Annotated in this window: 18 protein-coding genes; 4 read left to right on the top strand and 14 right to left on the bottom strand. The window is 40.8% G+C overall.

Going from position 1 to position 20204, the window contains the following annotated elements; translation table 11 throughout:
• Positions 1–11 precede the first annotated feature (11 nt).
• Both addA and addB read right to left on the bottom strand, forming a co-directional pair.
• Entirely contained in the window at positions 12–3716 is a 3705-nt protein-coding gene (gene addA, locus NST24_RS05390; RefSeq protein ID WP_138278367.1) for a helicase-exonuclease AddAB subunit AddA, read from the bottom strand.
• The gene (gene addB, locus NST24_RS05385; protein WP_342462421.1) at positions 3694–7203 is read right to left on the bottom strand and encodes a helicase-exonuclease AddAB subunit AddB; all 3510 of its coding nucleotides are present in this window, start codon (positions 7201–7203) and stop codon (positions 3694–3696) included. Before addB ends, addA begins: the two co-directional genes overlap by 23 nt.
• 166 nt (positions 7204–7369) lie before the next feature.
• On the opposite strand from addB, the gene NST24_RS05380 reads away from it, so the two are divergent.
• Complete coding sequence (locus tag NST24_RS05380; RefSeq protein ID WP_007499129.1) at positions 7370–7816, top strand: ferritin-like domain-containing protein; 447 nt, start codon at positions 7370–7372, stop codon at positions 7814–7816.
• 191 nt (positions 7817–8007) lie between these two features.
• Here NST24_RS05380 and NST24_RS05375 read toward each other — a convergent pair whose 3' ends face one another.
• Genes NST24_RS05375 through NST24_RS05365 form a run of 3 tightly spaced genes read right to left on the bottom strand, consistent with a single transcriptional unit; the run spans position 8008 to position 9731 of the window.
• The gene (locus NST24_RS05375) at positions 8008–8418 is read right to left on the bottom strand and encodes a DoxX family protein (protein WP_008348626.1); all 411 of its coding nucleotides are present in this window, start codon (positions 8416–8418) and stop codon (positions 8008–8010) included.
• Between the two features lie 58 nt (positions 8419–8476).
• Entirely contained in the window at positions 8477–9316 is an 840-nt protein-coding gene (locus tag NST24_RS05370; RefSeq protein WP_342462420.1) for a M56 family metallopeptidase, read from the bottom strand.
• Positions 9309–9731, bottom strand: coding sequence for a BlaI/MecI/CopY family transcriptional regulator (locus NST24_RS05365; protein WP_007499135.1), 423 nt, complete (start codon positions 9729–9731; stop codon positions 9309–9311). The genes NST24_RS05370 and NST24_RS05365 overlap by 8 nt, the downstream gene beginning before the upstream one ends.
• A gap of 287 nt (positions 9732–10018) precedes the next feature.
• On the opposite strand from NST24_RS05365, the gene NST24_RS05360 reads away from it, so the two are divergent.
• A complete protein-coding gene (locus tag NST24_RS05360) occupies positions 10019–11161 on the top strand; it encodes an AbrB family transcriptional regulator (RefSeq protein ID WP_007499137.1) in 1143 nt (380 codons plus the stop codon).
• A gap of 239 nt (positions 11162–11400) precedes the next feature.
• Here the strand turns inward: NST24_RS05360 and lepB are convergent, their stop codons facing one another.
• Both lepB and NST24_RS05350 read right to left on the bottom strand, forming a co-directional pair.
• Positions 11401–11913, bottom strand: coding sequence for a signal peptidase I (gene lepB / locus NST24_RS05355; RefSeq protein WP_007499139.1), 513 nt, complete (start codon positions 11911–11913; stop codon positions 11401–11403).
• Entirely contained in the window at positions 11913–12530 is a 618-nt protein-coding gene (locus tag NST24_RS05350) for a TVP38/TMEM64 family protein (protein WP_017366969.1), read from the bottom strand. Before NST24_RS05350 ends, lepB begins: the two co-directional genes overlap by 1 nt.
• Before the next feature lie 158 nt (positions 12531–12688).
• On the opposite strand from NST24_RS05350, the gene NST24_RS05345 reads away from it, so the two are divergent.
• Positions 12689–13051: a hypothetical protein gene (locus NST24_RS05345; RefSeq protein ID WP_017360224.1), complete on the top strand. Its 363-nt coding sequence runs from the start codon at positions 12689–12691 to the stop codon at positions 13049–13051.
• An 85-nt stretch (positions 13052–13136) separates the two neighbouring features.
• Positions 13137–13571 carry a hypothetical protein gene (locus NST24_RS05340; protein WP_039167431.1) on the top strand — a complete coding sequence of 145 codons (435 nt, stop codon included), beginning with the start codon at positions 13137–13139 and terminating at the stop codon, positions 13569–13571.
• Positions 13572–13803: 232 nt separating this feature from the next.
• On the opposite strand, the gene NST24_RS05335 is transcribed toward NST24_RS05340, so the two are convergent.
• The 7 genes from NST24_RS05335 to NST24_RS05305 form a co-directional block, all read right to left on the bottom strand.
• On the bottom strand, positions 13804–14760 hold the full coding sequence (locus NST24_RS05335; protein WP_007499147.1) for an LCP family protein: 957 nt from the start codon (positions 14758–14760) through the stop codon (positions 13804–13806).
• Between the two features lie 139 nt (positions 14761–14899).
• Positions 14900–15844, bottom strand: a complete 945-nt coding sequence (locus NST24_RS05330; protein WP_216895851.1) for a siderophore ABC transporter substrate-binding protein — start codon at positions 15842–15844, stop codon at positions 14900–14902.
• 22 nt (positions 15845–15866) lie between these two features.
• Positions 15867–16625: an ATP-binding cassette domain-containing protein gene (locus NST24_RS05325; protein WP_019743341.1), complete on the bottom strand. Its 759-nt coding sequence runs from the start codon at positions 16623–16625 to the stop codon at positions 15867–15869.
• Positions 16616–17566: an iron chelate uptake ABC transporter family permease subunit gene (locus NST24_RS05320; protein WP_019743340.1), complete on the bottom strand. Its 951-nt coding sequence runs from the start codon at positions 17564–17566 to the stop codon at positions 16616–16618. The genes NST24_RS05325 and NST24_RS05320 overlap by 10 nt, the downstream gene beginning before the upstream one ends.
• A complete protein-coding gene (locus NST24_RS05315) occupies positions 17559–18509 on the bottom strand; it encodes an ABC transporter permease (protein WP_342462419.1) in 951 nt (316 codons plus the stop codon). The genes NST24_RS05320 and NST24_RS05315 overlap by 8 nt, the downstream gene beginning before the upstream one ends.
• 156 nt (positions 18510–18665) lie before the next feature.
• Positions 18666–18944: a barstar family protein gene (locus NST24_RS05310; RefSeq protein WP_041507495.1), complete on the bottom strand. Its 279-nt coding sequence runs from the start codon at positions 18942–18944 to the stop codon at positions 18666–18668.
• 62 nt (positions 18945–19006) lie between these two features.
• Positions 19007–20176, bottom strand: a complete 1170-nt coding sequence (locus NST24_RS05305) for an MFS transporter (RefSeq protein ID WP_342462418.1) — start codon at positions 20174–20176, stop codon at positions 19007–19009.
• Between the last annotated feature and the right edge of the window lie 28 nt (positions 20177–20204).

Genomic DNA, 20204 nt, shown 5'->3' with positions numbered 1-20204 from the left:
ATTCATTCCACCTATAAAGAAATTTCTAGATTTCCATCAAAGAAATAAAGGATTTTCTCCTCTAATGTTCTGTTTGTTAAACGTTCTACCGCTGCTGAATACAACGATATTTGTGTTTCATAGCGTTTTTTTAACATCGCTTCAGCTTCCTCTAATCCACCTGAGAATCTGCCAGTCACTCGATCTGTTTTATAATCAAGTAAATAGAGCTTGCCATCTGCTTCAAATAAACAATCAATCATTCCTTGAATGAGCACAGGTTCACCTTCTGCATCAATATGGCTGTATACCTCTTTAACCGGTAAAACCATACTAAACGATACTTCTCGTTTCACCCAGTCCGCTTTCTGCAGTTTTTGACCAATAGCAGTAGAAAAGAAGGCCACAATTCCTTCTCGATTGATGGACTGGATTTGTTCATCTGTTAGTAAGTCTTTCTCTTTTAAAGAATGGAGCAGCTCTTCTACACGAGATTCATCATATGGTTCATTTGAAGGAAGAGGGATATGCTGCATGACTGTATGCATGGCCGTCCCTTGTTCTGCGGCTGTGAGTGTTTTTTTCTTCATAAAAGCCGGTCGTTCGTACAGTGTCGCATGAGCTTTTCGAATGGAAGAAGGCACACTGTATTCATCCTGTATTTCTTTCATTCTTTTGATCTCGGAAACTGACTGCTTTGTCCCTACTTGGGAGGCCGCTAAATATGGATAACGCCATGAAAGTCTTTCTTTTACTTCCTCCTCGTAATCGCCATATCCTTGAACAGGCACACCTTCCATTAATGCTTGTACCACTTCGTCTTGTTTTTGTTTTTCAAGTGACATGTCTTCTTGTAGAAGATCGGACGCTTGATGAAAGGTGATAGAAAATGATGATGGATGCAAGAGAACGACTTCTCTCGATTCTTCTAAAAGAGAAGACATCGCTTGATGACGGATAAGAGCAGGGCCAATAAAATCTAAGTATGTTCTCGCTTGATAACGTTCAAAATCAGGGAGGAGCCAGTCGTCTCCGTTTGCGGCATTTTGCCACTTGCTTAAAGCTTTCACTTGATTTTTGACAGAGCCGACTAAAAATAATTTTTCCTTCGCCCTTGTGAGCGCCACATATAGAACCCTCAGTTCTTCAGATAATAACTCTTTTCTCATCTTTTTTTTCATCGCGATCAGCGGTAATGTTGCATAACTAATTCTCAGCTCAGGATGAATATATTTGCTGCCAAAACCTAATTCTTTATCAAGCAAGTAGGACTGGTTTAAATCCATCATGTTAAAGTTCCTGCCAAGTCCTGCAGTAAATACAACAGGGAATTCGAGTCCTTTACTGCTATGAATGGTCATCATGCGGACAACATCCTCTGTTTCACTGAACGTTTTTGCCGCTCCAAGATCATCTCCACGCTCTTGCATTCTTTCAATAAATCGAAGAAATCGAAACAGTCCTCTAAATGCAGCCTTTTCATACTGTTTCGCTCGATCATATAAAGCCCGAAGGTTTGCCTGTCTTTGCTTACCTCCTGGCATCCCGCCGACATAATCTAGATATTGTGTATCTCGGTACACTTCCCAAATCAGTTCTGCTACCGAATGCTGAATCGAAAAATCACGCCATTTGCGTAATTGAAGGAAGAATCGCTCCAGCTTTCTGCATGTCGGATGATCAGAGTGTGTCACACTCATAAATGCCTTCACAGCGTCATAATAAGTGCCTTTTTTATCACTGGTTCTAATCAGTGCCATCTCATTTTCGTCTAAATGAACAAGAGGTGACCTTAAAACAGCAGCGAGCGGAATATCTTGATATGGATTATCAATCACTTTTAACAAAGAAAGAATGACAGATACCTCTGTCGCTTCGAAATAGCCTGAGGAAAGATTCGCATAAACAGGGATTCCCTGCTTCTTCAACTCTTCCATCATTTGCGGAGCCCACGGCATTGAGCGAAGCAAGATCACAATGTCTCGATACTGCAAGTTGCGGGTCAGCTGCTGTTTTGCATCGTACACTTGAAAAGGCTGTTCTACCAATTCTTTTATTTTCTTTGCAATCACTCTCGCCTCAAATTGTACCGTCTCTAGCTCTTCTCGTTCTTCATCGCTTTCTGTGTCGTGCTGATCTAAATGAACAAGAAGCATTTCTGTCGTCGTGTCTTCGCTTTGCGGATAACTCGCTCCAAGCTTTAATTCAGCTTGTTCGTCATATTCAATTTCTCCAACTGTTTCTCCCATCAGCTGTTTGAACAGAAAGTTGGTACTGTCTAATACATCAGCCCGGCTGCGGAAATTTTTATTTAGATCAATTCTTTTACCTGTTTCTTTGCTGTCTGCTTTAAATTGTTTATATTTATTTAAAAAGAGCATCGGCTCTGCAAGTCTAAAGCGATAAATGGACTGCTTCACATCACCAACCATAAAGCGGTTGCCTTCTGCAGGATGTTTCCCTTTAGACACGAGCTTTAAAATCGTTTCTTGGACAAGATTTGTATCCTGGTATTCATCCACGAGTACTTCTTCAAATTGCTTTTGATAGTATTTAGCCGCTTCTGTTTCAATGAGATTTCCTTCTGCGTCCTGCTTCGCTAAAATGCGCAAACAATAATGTTCTAGATCCGAAAAGTCTACGATTGATTTTTCTTGTTTGGCTCTTTCGAAACGCTCTCCATATTGAATCACAAGCTCTACAAGTGTTTCTACAACTGGCTTCATTTCAGCCAAGCTTTTTAAATGCTGATCGGGACTGCGCATAAAGTATTCATCTTTTAGCTTTTCTAATTGTTTTTTGGCTTGATTGCGTGCATCTGTTGCTTTTTCTAACAGAGCTGGGTCATAGTCATCCCCTTTGCAAGTCTTTAATCTTTTAAAATTGATATTTGGCAAAAGCTCATAAAGTGTTCCAAAATCATCTTGATGCCTTATTAATTCATTTACTTGCTCTAAATCATCTATAAAATTCTCCGCCCTCGGTGCTGGACCACCCGGCTCTTTTGACAAAGTGAGCGCTTGTTCCAGCAGTTCCTGACAGCTTCTTAAAACGAGAGAAAGGTCCTCTTTGATATATGGATAAAAGGGTAATTCTTCTACCTTTGTCTGTGTATCCACATCATAAAGAGAAAGGAATGCCCGCATCCATTGTTCGGGCGCTGGATGTGACCTAGAAAACTCATAAATTCTTTTGACAAGCCATTGAAGATCTAAATCATGCCGATCAGATGTGTAACGATCAACGAGTTCAAAAAATGACGGCTTTCCAGCCTTATACTCATCCTCAAACAGTTCATCTAACACTTCATCTCCTAATAATTCTCCTTCTGTTTGATCAGCCAAACGAAAACCTGGATCAAGGTCAATCTCATAATAAAAAGTGCGCAGAACTTGCAAACAAAAGGAGTGCAAGGTAGAAATATTGGCACGATTCATAAGTGACAGCTGTCTTCGCATATGAAGGGAACCAGGGTTTTTAGATAGTTCTTTTTCAAGTGCTTCAGTGATCCGGTGCTTCATTTCTGCTGCTGAAGCATTGGTAAAAGTCACTACGAGCAGCCTGTCCACATCAACTGGCTGCTCCGGCCGAGTCATTTTTCGAATGAGCCGTTCAACCAAGACCGCTGTTTTCCCTGACCCTGCCGCCGCAGCAACAAGAATATCTTGTCCTTCTGAAACGATGGCGTTCCATTGGTCATCTGTCCAAGTACTGTTATTCGGTTTTGGTATTTGCATACTGATCCCCTTCTTTTTTGATCCTGTCTAACATGACATCATCCTTCTCAGAGATGAGCACCCTAAATTCATTATCTTCTATTGATTCATCAAATTGGCAAATAGACTTAAAGGAGCAAAAGCGGCAAGGGGTTTGATCCTTTAATTTATATGGATTTATCTCTACCTCACCGCTTGTAATTCTTTCTCCTGCCTCTTCAAAGGTTCGCCGAACGTGTTTTGTGAGAATGTGAAAATGATCTTCACTTAATACCGCAGAGTCAGATCGGAAAGAACCATCCTTTTTCAAACCAGCTTGGATGACTTGTGATCTTCCTGATTCGAGTGTTTGATCCATCAACTTCACTGCTTCCACATCTTCGAGCAATAGACCCTTCATTTTAAATTTCTTCAATATTTCCTGCTCAATTGCATCTTCTCCAAGCGGAATAGGCGCTTGAATCAGCGGGTCATGAATATGGAAGTATAAAATTCCTGCCGGTGTCGCTTCCATGCCAAGCCATTCTTTAGAATACGTAATGGTCAGGTCTAAATAAGTGAGCATTTGCAAGGCTAAACCGTAGTAAACTTCTGCTAGATCAAGCCCCTTCTCACTGGACTTATAGTCGACAATTCTTAATAGAAGTCCTTTTGATCCTTCTGCTTTATCCACTCGGTCAATCCTTCCAACAAGCTCCATCGTGCAGCCGTTTTTTAATTGAAAAGTAAACGGCGGCAGAGGTCCTTGACCTCCAAAACCTAACTCAAGTCCAACCGGAGAGAATCCGCTCACTTTTGCATGTTCGCTTAATATAGAAGACACCCTGATGAGGATTTTTTGAAGCTTTTCTTTTATATAAGCATGCCGATTAGAGCTTAATAAAATTTCTTTTTGTAGACGTGGAGCCAGCTGTTCAATTGCATGCCTTGAGTAGGTCACACAATCTTCCTTCGTTAAGTTTTTCCAATCCTTTTTTTGTTCAACAAGCGTATCTGAAATCAGTTTTAAAGCCGAGTGAAAGAGCTGGCCGATATCAGGTGCTTCTAGTTTGTAAAATTGTCGATCTTTTAGTTTTAGCCCGTGGGAAGCAAAATGAGAAAATGCACATGCATTGAATTTCTCCATTCTTGAAACACTGCCCTGAATATGGTCACCGTAAAGTTCTTTTGTGACATTCGGCTTTAAACGTTTCGCTCTATTTGTAAAGAACAAGCTGGATATGATTTTTTTTGATACGTCGCAGTTGGACGAGGTCATCAAATGATTATATACACTCCACCATACGCCGCTGATCGGATATTGATTGAGCCATTGTTGCAGCTGCGAAACGGTATAGGATAACGAGACATGCTCGTTTGTTACAAATTTTAATTGCTCCTGATCATCCAACTGCTCTGGATCTAACACATAGAGGGCTTGCTGATGGTTTGGCATCAGTTCCTCACAATACTTGATGAGGGTCGAAGGCAAAAGAGACCGCCCTTCCGTATCTGAAGCTGAATAGGATAAATACAGGTAGTGCGATGGACTGGACAGCGCTTGATAAATCAAAAATTGTTCATCCAGCAGCCGTTCCTTCCCTGTCTCTGCCAGCTCTGCTCCTGCACGTTTTAACCATTCCCGGTCGTCCTCAGACAATACACTTTCATCAGAGGGCCGCGCAGGTATAACCCCATCATTTACTCCAATGAGAAACGTACACTTTACTTGATACATTCTGGATAAATCCATACTTCCAATAAAGACTTGATCAAGTGAAGGGGGAATCAAAGCGAACTTGAGAGAGGACAGTCCTGTATCCATCATCTGTTGAAATAATGGAAATGAGAGCTCCTCCTCGCCCAGCATTTCAACAAATTCATCCATTAATTGAATGACAGCATCCCATACTTGCCCATGCTGCATCGCTTCAGCTAACCTGCCTGCTTCTTCTGCCTCAAGCCTTGCCTTTTCAAGCTTTTCTGGCACTTGGGCTTCTTCTAGAAAGACATACACTGCCTCCACCATGTCTCTTAGTTTTTGCGCTTTTTTCAATCTTTTTTGCAATTGAAAGAGAGGCGGAACAATCCATTCTTTTACATCATTCAGCATTTGCTCCATTTCTATTTCTTGATCGGTTTGTCCAAAATCTTCATCTAGTGATTGGAAGCGGCGATAATGAAAGCGTGAACCATTCGTCCAGCGTTCACCTTTTACACCGTAAGCAATACAATAGTTTTCAAGCTGATCCGCCTGTTCTCTCGCTTTGTTTTTGGCGAGTTCAAGCGGAAATAAGAACTCCGTTTTCACACAGCGAAACACCGCCTCATACCGCCAGTTCCCTTTTATGACATCGAGGCTCGAACGAATGAACTCAATGAGCGGATGATACTGCATCGATTCATTTCCATCAATAAAGAAAGGAATATCGTAATCTCGAAACACCTCTTTTAACGTATCTTTATAGTCGTCTACATGTCTTGCAACAATTGAGATGTCTCGTAACCTAAGACCTTCACCTCTTACTAAATCAAGAATATCTCTCGCTACTCCCTCAATTTCAGCTCGTTTATTTGCACTTTTCGATACGGTAAGGTGAGGCGTTTCTTCTTGATACGGCTGCAAAGGTCTCTGTTCATATTGATTTTCTAAATAAGCTAGATCTGGAGTATGAAGATGCCGCTTATTTCTCTCCAAAATGTTCTCAGAAATAGCCGCTCCGCACTCTTTGGCCAACTGATAAAGCTGGGAATATGTCTTACCTGTCATGCGAAATAAATCAAGTTCATTTGGCTGCGTGTCATGATAGGAACGATCCACTGTGAATGCAGCTGTTATTTTTTCGGCATGTAGCAACAGCTGTTCAATGACAAGAAGCTGCTGGGGGGTAAACTGATAAAAACCATCTATAAAAATGTGTGCCCCTCTCAATTCTTCTGATAAAGGAATTTGCTGAGCCAGAAGTGTCAAGTAATCCTCTGAGTGCACATACTCATCTTGCAGATGCTGCTCCATCTGCTGATAAAGAACATGAAGATCATGCAATTTTTCCGCCGCACGTCTTTCTTCTGTATACTCTGAATGCATACTGGATGCCGAGATTTTTTCAATATCCTCCGGCATCATACAGTACCTTTTGAATTCAGCCATCGTCTTTTCTATTTGCTCAACAAATCCCGGTTTATCACTCGCCTTTTTGAATACCTTAAACTTGTCTTTCTGTTCTTCTATTACTTTTCTTAAGAGCATTTGAATCCCTGTGCTTGTGACAAATTGACGGTTCGCACCGCCAGTCTGCTGTAATATAGACCAGGCAAGCCGAGTAAAACTAAAGACTTTGGCCCTGATCATTCCACCAGCTTCAGACGTTTTTGCAAGCTCATATTCCATTAAAAATGTCATTTGATCCGGGACTAAAAAAATGATTGGCGGACCCAGCGGATCAAGCCGCAGTTGTTCTTTGATTTCTTCTAGAATTGCAGTCGTTTTTCCACTCCCCGATCTGCCTGCTAAAAACTGAATCTCCACGTTCCACAACACCTTTCTTATGTACTCATATTCTAGCGAAAATAAAAGTAAATAGCTATTTTCCTATCACCTTCCCTTTCTTCACCGATTGAATAGAAAATAGGCACCTTTCCCGACTCTTTTCATATCATAAACCATCATGATCTAAAAGGAGGCTGGCAATATCATGTATTACGGTTATTATGACTACTCGCCATATGACATGCGCCAAAACACAAGGATCATTGCAGACCTTGAAAAGGCCATCAATGGCGAATATTCTGCGATCCAATGCTATGAAAAACTCGCACAAAAAGCAAAAAATCCTGAAGCGAAAAAAATCATTCAAGAAATACGTCAGGATGAAGTCAGACATTATCAGCTATTTACAAAGCTATACTATTCTTTGACTGGTAAAAACCACAAACCAAGCATAACAGAGCCTTGTCCAGACCAATTTAGAGAAGGTCTCTTATTTGCCTTTAAAGACGAACAAAAAACAGTCGATTTTTACTTAACGGTATCAGACTATGTCCGTGATCAAGGAACAAAGGAATTAATGAAGCGTATTGCTCAAGATGAACAGCAGCATGCCGTCTGGTTTCTATATCTTTTAACGCACCATGTTTCTTAGTTACCCCTATTTTAATAGGAGATCGTATGTTCCGTCAAAAAATGAAATTGCTTTTTTGCTCATTCAATATGTGAAATAAAGGGCTGTCATCATCAAAACGCCTCTTCACTTTTCCTTTTTTAAGGATAAAACGACCTTTTGACCATAAAAAAACTCCTCTGCTACAAATCGCAGAAGGAGTTTTTTGTTATTTAATGAAATTTTGCTTCATTGCTTTGCTGCTGTTGTTTTAACAATCCATCAATCGATAGCATCTTGCTGCCACTAAGTGTCAAGTAAAGCGCCATGACCATTAAAGAAAGTTCAAATTCATAACCGCCCACAAATCCTCTTGCAAAACCAACTGTGATAATGGCTACAGCCATAATTGGCACAAATAAAGCTGCGAAAAGACGTGTGCCTAAACCTAGAATCAGGGCAATTCCACCAACCAGTTCAATTGTTTTGACAATATAGGCCATAAATTCTGGGACACCAATTTGACCAAAAAATGCCGCAGTGCCTCCTAGTCCACCTTGATATGCTTGAAGCCCATGTAAAAAGAAAATAATGCCTAAGATGACGCGTACAAAAAGTGTTCCTATTTCTTGATTTGTTTTCATATAGTGATTTCCTCCCATTTTTACACTACATCATGTAATGTTCATTCGTAAAAAAAAATTAGTAATTTAAGTTGAGCATAATCATTAAGACCAACATGAGGATGGTTGATGTCACAATTGGGATAAGTGGTACATTGAACGGTATGTTGTATGTTGGGTTTAAGATCTTTTGGATTCTTAAATTCAATGCTCGATCTCCAAAGGACACGGCAAATTTCGTTTGTTTTTGAAACTGGGTTCTATTTTTAATGAGTTTCAAAAGGGCTTGCCCTACTCCAAGCTCAGTCCCTGTCTGCTGAATGGCATAGTCATCTGCAATGACTTCACGAAAAACGGAGTAACTTTGTCTCATATGCTTTAACACTGGAATGTACCAAATCACTTTTGTGAGCATAGAGAAAGCGAAAGTCTTTAAAGGATCGTAGCTGTATTTGTGATGTAATTCGTGATAGATAACAGCATCGATTTCTCCTTCATTCAGCATGTCTATAAGCGCTGTTGAGAGATACACTTTTGGCCGAAGCATCCCCATTGCGAAAGCAAGCGGTTCATGGCAATGAAACACAATGATCTCATTTCTATACTTGTCTGATAGACTTTGCGTTGAATGTTGATCGACTGCCATCATCATATTTCTTTTGAAATGAAGATACTTTCTGACCTGCTTCGTCATATAGAAAACAGCAAAACCAAGCGTATACAAGACGAACGCATCCAGAAAATACTTTAAAGGAGTGAATCCATAAAATTCGAGAACAGATTGACATACATGGATCAGGTTATATGCTTGATTCCAGCCAAAAAAGCTTGAGAGTACATAATAGCCCATCTGGTAAAAGATCACTAAGCCAATCAATATACCGCCTAAAAACAGCAGACTCGACTTCATTTTAATCATGTCGTTTCTCCTCTTTTTTGGATGCAAGCCTTGCTTCGAGTACCTTCAGTAATTCAGGATCAGCACTTTCAATTGCGTCCACCATATGATTGACTGCAAGGGGGCCGAAATCATCCATCAGTCCTTGAGTAATCCATTTCGTTTGCTCATTTAGAAATTCTTCTTTTGTTAAAACAGGGTTATAGATAGATGAACGCCCTTTTGTTTTCTTTTCCACAATTCCTTTTTCGGTTAATCGATTGAGTACCGTCATGACCGTGTTGAAATTAATTGGCTTCTCATCTGACAGCTTCTGCTGTACCTCTTTAATCGGCATATCCTCACCTTGATAAAGGATCTCCATAATCCTTCCTTCTAAAGGACCGAAAAAGCGGTTCAATCCCTTTTCGTTATATTTAAAAGAAGGAATTTTCATGTCATCACCTCACACTAAGCATTGTAGTGTAATTGAAAATGATAGTCAACAGATAACAAAAATAGGGGAAAATCGTTGTATATTGTATTTGTTTTTGGCGAAAATTATATGTCATTTATATCAAAAACAATCTTTTTTCTAACAGAGTTAAACATAAGTTAAACATAAGTTAATCTTATGAAAATACTAAAAAAATTCGTATTTTATTTATAGAGACTTTTGTATTATAGTGAAGATAACAACATTTCACTTACTGAACAAATATACAGGAAGAAGGTTTATACGTGATGAAGCAAGGAAACAGCCTTCGAACCGATCTCATTTTGATTGCGGTAAGCGGTTTAGGTGGATTCCTTTTGTCTCTAACAGGGATGTCTATCGGCTGGATGATTGGCACATTAATGACAGCTGCATTTATTGCCCTGCGCCGTCCCGCCCTGTTTCAGCGTAAAGGAAAGAATACCTTACGTATTCACAGCAGATGGCTACTCCTTGGTCAATTCATTCTCGGAATCGAACTAGGACAAAAAATGAACATGAAAGTCCTTCACATTTTCGCTGAAAATTGGCTTCCCGTGAGTTTCATGCTCGTTTTTTCTATTTTATTAGCCATGCTCTCCGGGTTTGTCTTATGGAAGCTGAGTAAAACAGATATGCTGACCAGCTTTGTCGGCACTGCCCCCGGCGGTCTTTCCGCTATGCCTGGCATCGCCCAAGAGGTTGGAGCTAATACAGCTGTAGTGAGTCTCGTACAAACGATACGTGTGTTAATGGTCGTACTGACCATTCCATTTACGGTATTTTATTTAAATACAAAAAGCCAATCAGATGTGGTAGTCGCCCAAGGCAGCGCCTTCTCATCAGGCGTTTTCACAATATCAAACATTTCTTGGACTGCTGCACTCATTTTAGGGGCATGGCTGATGTCACGCCTAGCCGTGCGTCTTCACTTTCCCGCCCCTTGGCTCATCGGCAGTATGTTAGGTGTGGCGGCTCTCCAAGTAGGGGCAGGCGCCTTGACAGGTCATGATTTGATTCCTTACTGGCCAGCCCAAGCGAACATTGCGTCACAAGTATTTCTAGGGGCAACCATCGGGTCAAAAATGAATAAACAAATGTTTGTCGGGCTAAAAAATACCTTGATTGTGGCCGTCGTCAGCTCAGCCGGATTGATTGCTGCGACCGTTCTCAGTTCAATTGCCATTGCAGAAATAACAGGTATTTCTGTCATTACGGCCATTCTTGCTTTTTCGCCTGGCGGTATTGCGGAAATGGCGACAACAGCTGTTACACTTCATGAGGATTCCACATTTGTTGTGGCTGTACAAGTCGTCAGAATTATTTTGGTCATCGCCATGCTGCCACCGTTTTTTCGTTTCTTACATCATGTCTGGGCAAAAAGACAGACTGATTATAAAGCCGCTAAATAAAAAGAGCCGCTTTGCATAAGCAGAGCGGCTTTCAGATTGTCTGACAACGGGCTAAAATGATGTTGATTTTAGCCCGTTGTCTTCTTTTCAGCGTGATAGAAAACCTTTGCAGTCTAGGAAGGTCGAGCACCAGAGCGGAGCGAATTTGACATTCGTGAGCACTGGAGCGCAGACATGACAACGAATGCGAGGGTTTGTCTACACGCTGAGCCGCTTTGCATAAGCAGAGCGGCTCTTTTTTATTCATCATGATTCCTTTTTACACCGACTACTTGATCCTTTGAGATCGTTCCAAAATGCCGGCTGTCAAAGCTATGTATTCGATTATCTCCGATCACGAAGTAATGATTGTTTTGTATGTTCTGACGACCGGTGATGGCTTTCAGCTGAAAATCACCTGTTAGGACGTTGCCCATTTTATGTTTTTTCTGCTCTTTTAAATACGGCTCTTTCCATTTTACACCATCAACAAACAGTTGATCATCTTCATATTTGATTGTTTCTCCTGGAAGTCCAATGACCCGTTTGATCAATATTTGATTTTTAGGGCCATGAAATAACACATAGTCAAACCGGCTAATTTTCGTGAGTTTTGGCGAGAACTTGTTAATTAATAATTCTGTTCCATCTGTAAATGTCGGGTCCATACTAACCCCTTCTACTTTGTACGTGACAAACATGAAATTCTTTACTTGGAACAACAAGACGATGCATGTAATAATCATGAACCATAGCAATGGCTTCTTTTTCATTAAGAGCCTCCTTTGTCCTCACGCTGACTCATCCGAATATTCAACCTATTTTCTACTCTCTTTCCAACATACCATAATAAAGCAATGACTAGAACCGCAAAAACACTTCTTAACGGATTCTTTACTAAAGCTGAAATGTCATAGCCGATAAAACTAATAATAAAGAGCATGACACACTTCCCTGATAAAGCAGCTAATGAGAACTGCCAGACGCTGATTCTTGATAGACCTGCTACGACATTAACGGCAGCAGAAGGTGTAAAAGGAAAGCAGAGTAAAATAAATAACGGACCAAATCCCCGCTTTTCAACCCAAAGCATTAGCTTTTGAATAGAAGGGTGTCTGCTAATAAAGTTCAGCATCCTCATCTGTCCAAATTTTCTGATCAGTAAAAAGACAAGGATAGACCCTGCACTTGCACCAATCCAGGTCAATAAAAAGCCTTCCCATAGCCCAAAAGCATTTGCATTGGCCACCGCAAATGCCACGAGAGGTAAAAACGGTAGAAATGCTTCTATTAAAGGGAGTAATATAGCCACAATGGGTCCAAAAGCCTTGTAGCTTTCAAAAAATGATGTGATATTTTCATGAGTAAATATAGAAAGAAATAATGGCAACTTGTTTGACTCCTTCAAGGTTTGTCTATCTTTCATTTTACATGGAAAACATAAAAATATACAAATGAATCCCTCTCAGCCCCCCTTGAGATTTTTTAACTCATCCGATATAATAAATAAGAACAAATGTTCTATAAATAAAGAAAGCAGGCATGGACATGACGAGATTATCAAGCGTACAGCTTCAGATGATGGAACAGGCCATCTTTCTTCCAATGGTCATCTCCATCCTCAATCGTGATTTGACGTACCTTAAAAAACATCAAACATTCAAACTAAATGAACCATATATTCAGCTAGTCACCTCTTCATTAAAAGAAGCACAAAAAGCCCTTTATCAACTGAAACAACAGTTACGTAAAGAAAAAATGAACGTACAGCAAATTGAACACGATGAAGGATTTACGACATATTTATTTCTGATAAATGGCTATGAAGAAAAGCATAAATATTTTAATCCCCGTATACGTCATCGTGTAGAGGAAATGCTCACCCATTATTTCCTCCATTCAGGAAAATAATATGGTTATATTTTACATTTATAGAAGGGACTTTTCAGTTTTTGGCGAATTGATTGTTATACCAAAAATTAGGAGGTTCCGACTCATGTTCAAAAAAATAACAGCACTCACCTTAGCAGCAGGATTACTTGTGCCAAGCACAGTGTCAGCATTAGAACCACTGCAGACAGGAAAACAAGCCCCAGCAGCATCTGCACAAATAACAAGTGTAGCCTATACAACGGTTTCTATCGTTGGAAAACGAGTGAAGTTTGAAGTGAAAGCACTCGAAAATCCTTTCAACATGAATTACTATAATCGAATTGCTTGGACGAGTACGGACGAAGAGCCAAGTGTATTCAATGACAATATTCTATCGGTCATTGTCGCAAAAAAAACCGGACAGGCTTATCAAGTCTTTTCATACGAAGCGCTCACTTCGGTAAAGGACAAGATTGAATCAGGTCAAAAGGTGTATGGCTGGGCGCTTGCTTTAAATGGTGTGTGGTACCCAACGATGCCTGCAACCCTCTATTATTAAAAAAAGCCTGCCACAGTGGCAGGCTCCAGATTGTTGACAAAAGGCTAAAATGAACTTTATTTTAGCCCTTTGTCTTCTTTTCACCGTGATAGAAAACCTTTGCAGTCTAGAAAGGACGAGTACTGGCGCGGAGCGAATTTCACATTCGTGAGCACCAGCACGCAGGACTGACAAAGAATGCGAGGGTTTGTCTACACGCTGAAGCCTGCCACAGCGGCAGGCTCTTTCTCAATTATGATAATTCGAGCTGTTTTCTCAGCTCTTGTCTCACTTCTTCTAATCCTGGTCCATCTAACTCAAAGTAATACACATTCCCAGGCTGGTAATCGTGCCCTTTTAACTGAATGGTATCCACTGATTTTAATGAACTCAGTAAAGGGAATAGACCGATCAACTGCTTCATGGATAAATTGGTGGAGACGTTATCCCCAAGTGTATCAATGATGTTGTCATAAGACGGTATGGAAGAAATGGATTTGGATTTTTCAAAGATGGCTTGAAGTGCTTCCATTTGGCGCTTTCCACGCATGAGATCACTATCTGCCTTTCTCGTTCTCACAAACGCTAATGCTTCTTCACCACTGAGCGTATGCGTGCCGGTTTCCACATGAACTTTTCCTTTCGAATCCTTTTCCATTTGTTTTGCAATGCCTTCATCTTCAATCGTTACGTCAATTCCATTTAGCTCATCGACAATGTCTTGAAACGCCTTAAAGTTTCCTGCAATCACATAGTCTACCGGGATGTTTAACAAATTCTCTACCGTTTTGACTGATAAATCTGCACTCCCAAACGCATGGGCGTGAGCAATTTTATCATATCCTCTCCCCGGTATATCAACATAAGAATCACGAGGAATACTTAGGAGCTTGATCGTTTTGTCTGTTCGATTCACCGTCGCCAGTAAGACCGCATCACTTCTTGCTTCGTCTACCGTTTCACCTGGACGGCTGTCAATCCCTAAGAGCAGCACCGAAAAGCTATCCTTTCCTGGATCAAAAGCTTTCACACGCTTTTGCGAGGTCTCTCCTCTTTCTAAAGATACTTGCGCTTTATTCGACGCTTTTGAAATTTTATAGTATGCGTATCCTGTGACAGATACTGCCATGATCATGACAAATGCCATGATAAACAGCACGACTTTCACCCAAGGTCTTAGCCTTCTTTTTGATCTTGTTTTCTCCTTCATCCTTTCCGAACCCTCACTCTATCTTAGTCTCACAATGTAGGTTCCACTATAACATATTTTGATGAAAGTTTCCTGCACGCAACATATTTTTATGTATCCACAATAAAAAAGCTGCTCAAAATAAGCAGCTTTTCATCCATTACTTTTGTTCAATTCCTTTTTTCACTTCATCAATCATCGCATTCAATGATTCAAGGCCGCCGCCTGCTAAATACCACATGTCAGAGTTTAAATACACCACATGATTGTTTTTAACCGCTTTGACTGATTTCACATAATCATTTTCAACAAGCTGTTTCGCAGACGTTTCTTCTCCAATCGCCGCGCCTCGATCCACGACAAATAAGTAATCTGGGTTCGTTTTGACCATATACTCATACGAAATGCTTTGTCCATGTTTATCAGATGGCTCTAGCTTTTGATCTGCTGGTGTGATGCCAAATACATCATGGATCAGACCATATCTTGACTTAGGACCAAATGCCGTCATTTTGCTGTCGTTCGCCATAATGACGAGACCATTTTTCTTTAACTCTTTTGCTTGTTTCTTTAATGCAGCCACTTTTTGGTCAATGGCAGAAAGTTCTTTTTTCACTTGGTCTTCTTTATCAAAAATCTTTCCTAATGTTTCAGCATTCTTTTTAAATGATTCCATATAGTTTGCATTATCTACATCCATATAAATCGTCGGAGCAATTTTAGAAAATTCATCAAATGCATCTGCTTGACGGTGCTGAATAATGATCAAGTCAGGCTTCATCTCTGCAATTTTCTCAAAGTTTGGCTCTTTTAACCCGCCGACATTCTCATATTTGTCACTTTCATATTTAGATAAATAGTGAGGAATCACTTGTTTTGGTAAGGCTGTCACGTTGACACCAAGCTTATCAAGTGTATCGAGACTTCCCATATCAAAGACGACGACTTTTTTCGGGTTTTTCTTGACCTTCACACCGTCTTTATTCAACATATCCTTTACTGTTACGGTTTCCTCATTCGTTCCCGCTGTTTCTCCTTGGTTACCACAGGCAGCAAGGACAGCAATCGCTGTTAATACTGTTATCATCCAAATCCATTTTTTCATGATTGATCACCTCTTCATTTTTTCAAGAAAAATATAAGCAAATACGCTCACCACGAATGACTTCGATCGGTATGCGCATGTCATAAATGTGTTCAAGTGCTTCTGTTTGAATCACTTCATCAACGCTTCCTTCTTTGATCACCTGACCCTCTTTTAAGGCGACGATGTGATCTGAATAGACAGATGCAAAGTTAATATCATGGAGAACAACAACAATCGTTTTTCCAAGATCTTTCACGAGCTGCTGAAACAGCTTCATCATTTCAACTGAATGGTTCATATCTAAATTATTTAAAGGCTCATCTAAGAAAATATAATCCGTATCCTGAGCCAGCACCATGGCAATAAAGGCTCTCTGCCTTTGTCCGCCGCTTAGTTCATCTAAATATTGATGCTGGATTTCGACAAGTCTCATGTATTGAAGCGACACATCTATCATGTTCTCATCTTCTTTTGTCAAGCGGCCTTGAGAGTAAGGAAAGCGGCCAAAGCTGACAAGCTCACGAACGGTCAAACGCACACTCATGTGGTTCGACTGCTTCAAGATGCTCATTTTTTTCGCAAGCTCCTGAGGAGAGTACGCACGATAAGGTTTGTCCTCTAAATAAGCTTCCCCAGTATCAGGTTGAATCAGGCGGCTCATGATGGACAAAAGCGTACTTTTGCCTGCGCCATTTGGACCAATGAGAGAGGTCAGCTGTCCTTTTTTTACACTGACAGTTGTTTCGTGAAGCACTGTTTTTCCGTTATATGTCTTACTGACTCCCTTCATCACGACCATGAACGACTCTCCTTTAAAAGTAGATAAATAAAATACAGTCCGCCGACTAAATCAATTAGCACACTAAGCGGTGTTTGAAACGTAAATACCTTTTCCACAAGAAATTCCCCGCCTACAAGCGCAATGACACTAATGAAAAACGAGCCTAATAGCAAGTACGTGTGCCGATATGTACGAAACAGCTCTCTTGCCACATTGACGACGAGTAAGCCAAGAAACGTAATCGGGCCGACGAGGGCCGTCGCAATCGAAACAAGGACGGCAATGACGATCAGCATCTTTTTTGTGATCCCGTCATAGTCAATCCCAAGATTCACAGCCTGTTCCTTTCCTAATGACATGACATCTAATTTCGCGCGGAAGGTCCATATATAAAGACAAAGTGCCGCAAATAAAAGAGAAGCGAAGAGTAAAATATCTGTGTTCATGTGATTAAAGCTGGCAAAAGACTTGTCCTGTACGACTTGGTATTCATTCGGGTCAATGAGCATTTCCATAAAGGAAGAAAGACTTTTGAACAATGTTCCAAACACAATCCCGACAAGCAGGAGTAAGAAAATATGCTTGTTTTTGCGTTTGAACATGACCGTATAGAGCAGCACAGAAAAAAGAATCATTAATCCAACGCAGAGAAAGAAATTCAGGTTCTTATTCGCGATCATCAAGTTGGTCGATCCAAAAAGATAAATAATCGCCGTTTGCAAAAACAAGTAAAGCGCGTCTAACCCTAAAATGCTTGGCGTTAAGATTCTGTTGTTGGTCAATGTTTGAAACACAACAGAAGAAAAGGCAATCGCGCCTCCTGTCAAAGTCATGGCAAGCACCTTTTTTAAACGGCTCGGCACTGTATACTCCCAGTACCCCATTTGAAAGGTGACGAAGATGACAACGAATACGGCTGCAATGGCTGCAATGAGAAATAATGTTCGTTTCTTATGCATAGCGCTTCCTCCTTAATAACATGTACAGGAAGATCGCACTTCCAATGATGCCAACCATAAGCCCGACAGATATTTCATATGGATAAATGATCACCCGTCCGAGTACATCACATATGAGCACAAAAATGGCCCCTAATAAAGCCGTATGCGGCAGGCTTTTTTTCAAGTGATCCCCTCGGTAGATCGATACAATATTCGGAATGATTAAGCCGAGGAATGGCAGCATGCCAACAGTCAAAATCGTTACAGACGTAATCATCGAAACAATCACCAAACCAACTGCCATGACACGTTTATACGTTAAACCTAAATTGACGGCAAAGCTCTCACCCATACCAGCCACTGTAAAGCGGTCAGCATATAAATACGCGATGATCAATAGAGGAACACTCACATAGAGCAGTTCATAACGCCCCTGAACAATAAGAGAAAAATCCCCTTGCAGCCATGCGGATACGTTTTGGATCAAATCATATTTATAGGCTATAAACGTGGAAATTGAACTAACAATTCCGCCAAACATTAAGCCGACTAACGGTACGTAGATCGTATCGTTCACCTTAATATGGCGTAAAATTTTTAAGAATAATAGATTGCCAGCTAACGTAAATAAAAACGCAATCGCTATTTTCATCAGCGGGCTTGCCTGTGTAAAAACAAGCATGGCGGTTAAAATACCCAGCTTGGCCCAATCCATTGTTCCTGCAGTCGTTGGAGAGACAAATTTATTTCTCGTCATGCTTTGCATAATAAAACCGCATAAGCTCAGGCTCATGCCAGCAAGCACAATACTCATCAGCCGCGGGATGCGACTTGAAAATAAGGTGTTCATTTGTTCATCTGATAGATGAAACAACTGTAAAAGAGACAGGTCCTGTACCCCGACAAACAGCGACGCACATGCCAAACACACAAACAACAAACTTAATTGGTACAACTTCATACAGGGTTCACACTTTCTATCAAGCTCTCTGCCACAAATGATTATCATTATCAATTAAGCGACAGTTCATATATTATCATATTTAGTGAAATATTCAATAGTAGAATGAGGGTGAAAACCGCATAAAAAAAACAGCTTTTGGGATCAGCTGCTTTTTTACGCTTCAATATTCAATTGAAACTGCCCTTGCAGTTCCTCTTCAGCCTCTTGAAATAACTGCCGCAAATTCTCTGCATAATCACCAAGCTCGTCTTTGCTTGCTTGATAATGAATCCACGTGAGCTCTAAAGGCAAGCTCACTTCTCCTGTTAAACAGTCCCAAAGGGCATCAAGATTTTTGCCGTAATGATCAGGAAGTTGTAACACTGTTTTTAGTTGATCATGAAGCTCCTCTTGTGATCTGCACATCGCACCATTTAGCTGTACTTTTTTCATTTCCCTCCCCCTCTTCTGTCTTTATTTTAAACGAATTGGAGAGGAAAGAGAAAGAATCCATTTCACTTTTGCCTCTCTCTGAAACTTAAACTAAACAAGATCAGACAGGCAGACAACACGAGCATGAAAAAGAGCGTTAACACTGTCTGAGTACCGTACATATCAGCAAAGAGACCAACGAACACACTTGGTATGCCAAGACCTAGATACGCAAACAAGTAATATCCAGCAACGGCTCTAGCCGCTTCCTTCTTCCCTTTCTCAACAATCAGCTGGAGACCGCCTAAGTAAGTAAATCCATAGCAAGCTGTGCCCGCTAAAAGAGTTCCAGCAAGGACAAGGAAAATGGACCCGCTATTAGCACCGAATAACAACAGGCCATATCCACACGGAAGACAAATAAAACCGATACGAAGCGCTGCACTGCTATTCATCTTTCGGACAAAAGGCTGCATCAGAACACCTGCCATATTAATAAAAAACAGCGCCGGGCCTACCCACAATTCATAGCCATTTAATTTAAGCTGTGCTGGCAAAATCGAAATGACAAGACCGCACACAGACCATGCGATAGCAATGGCTATGTTCGCAGGCATTGTCCCTTTTGGAAACCTCGGCATGTTCATTAGCGGTTTACTTGCCTCCCCTTGTACAGGCGGCACCAAAAAGAATACAGCAACAATCGTCAACATAATCAAGACCAACACAATCCAATAGCTAAGAGGCGTCAGTGACACTTGCTCAAAAGAAAGAATCGCTGTAAAAAGAGCACCTCCTCCAAATCCAATCGAACTGCATAATGCGATAAACGTTGGGATCCAGCCCGATTTCTCTGGATATAAAGCAATCAAGTAGGCAGTACATGTGCCAACACTTAACCCAAGTCCCACTCCTTGCAGCAGCCGGGCGACAAAGAGCATTTGTATGGTCGGATGCACGATCATGAGCAGGGTGGCACATAATGAAAAGCAAAGTGCGATCAATAAAATCGGTTTTCGTCCTGCCCGGTCAGACATGCCGCCAAGTAACAATAATACTGGAATCAGTCCGAAAACATACACAGCAAACACAAGGGCTGTTGACGCCTTTCCGTATCCTGCCTGCTCTGCATATTCCGTATAAAGAGGGACTTGCAGGTTCACTGCTGTTGTAATCATAAAAAGGCTAAATAAAACGAACACAAACGGAATCATAGATAGCTGTGCTGTTTCTTCTTTTGATGCAGGAATCATGGGACTCTCTCCTCTGTGTAAATGATAT

This window comes from Bacillus sp. FSL R5-0286 (genome assembly GCF_038593245.1).
Classification (GTDB): Bacteria; Bacillota; Bacilli; order Bacillales; family Bacillaceae; genus Bacillus; species Bacillus altitudinis.
This window is presented reverse-complemented; position numbering and strand designations above follow the sequence as displayed.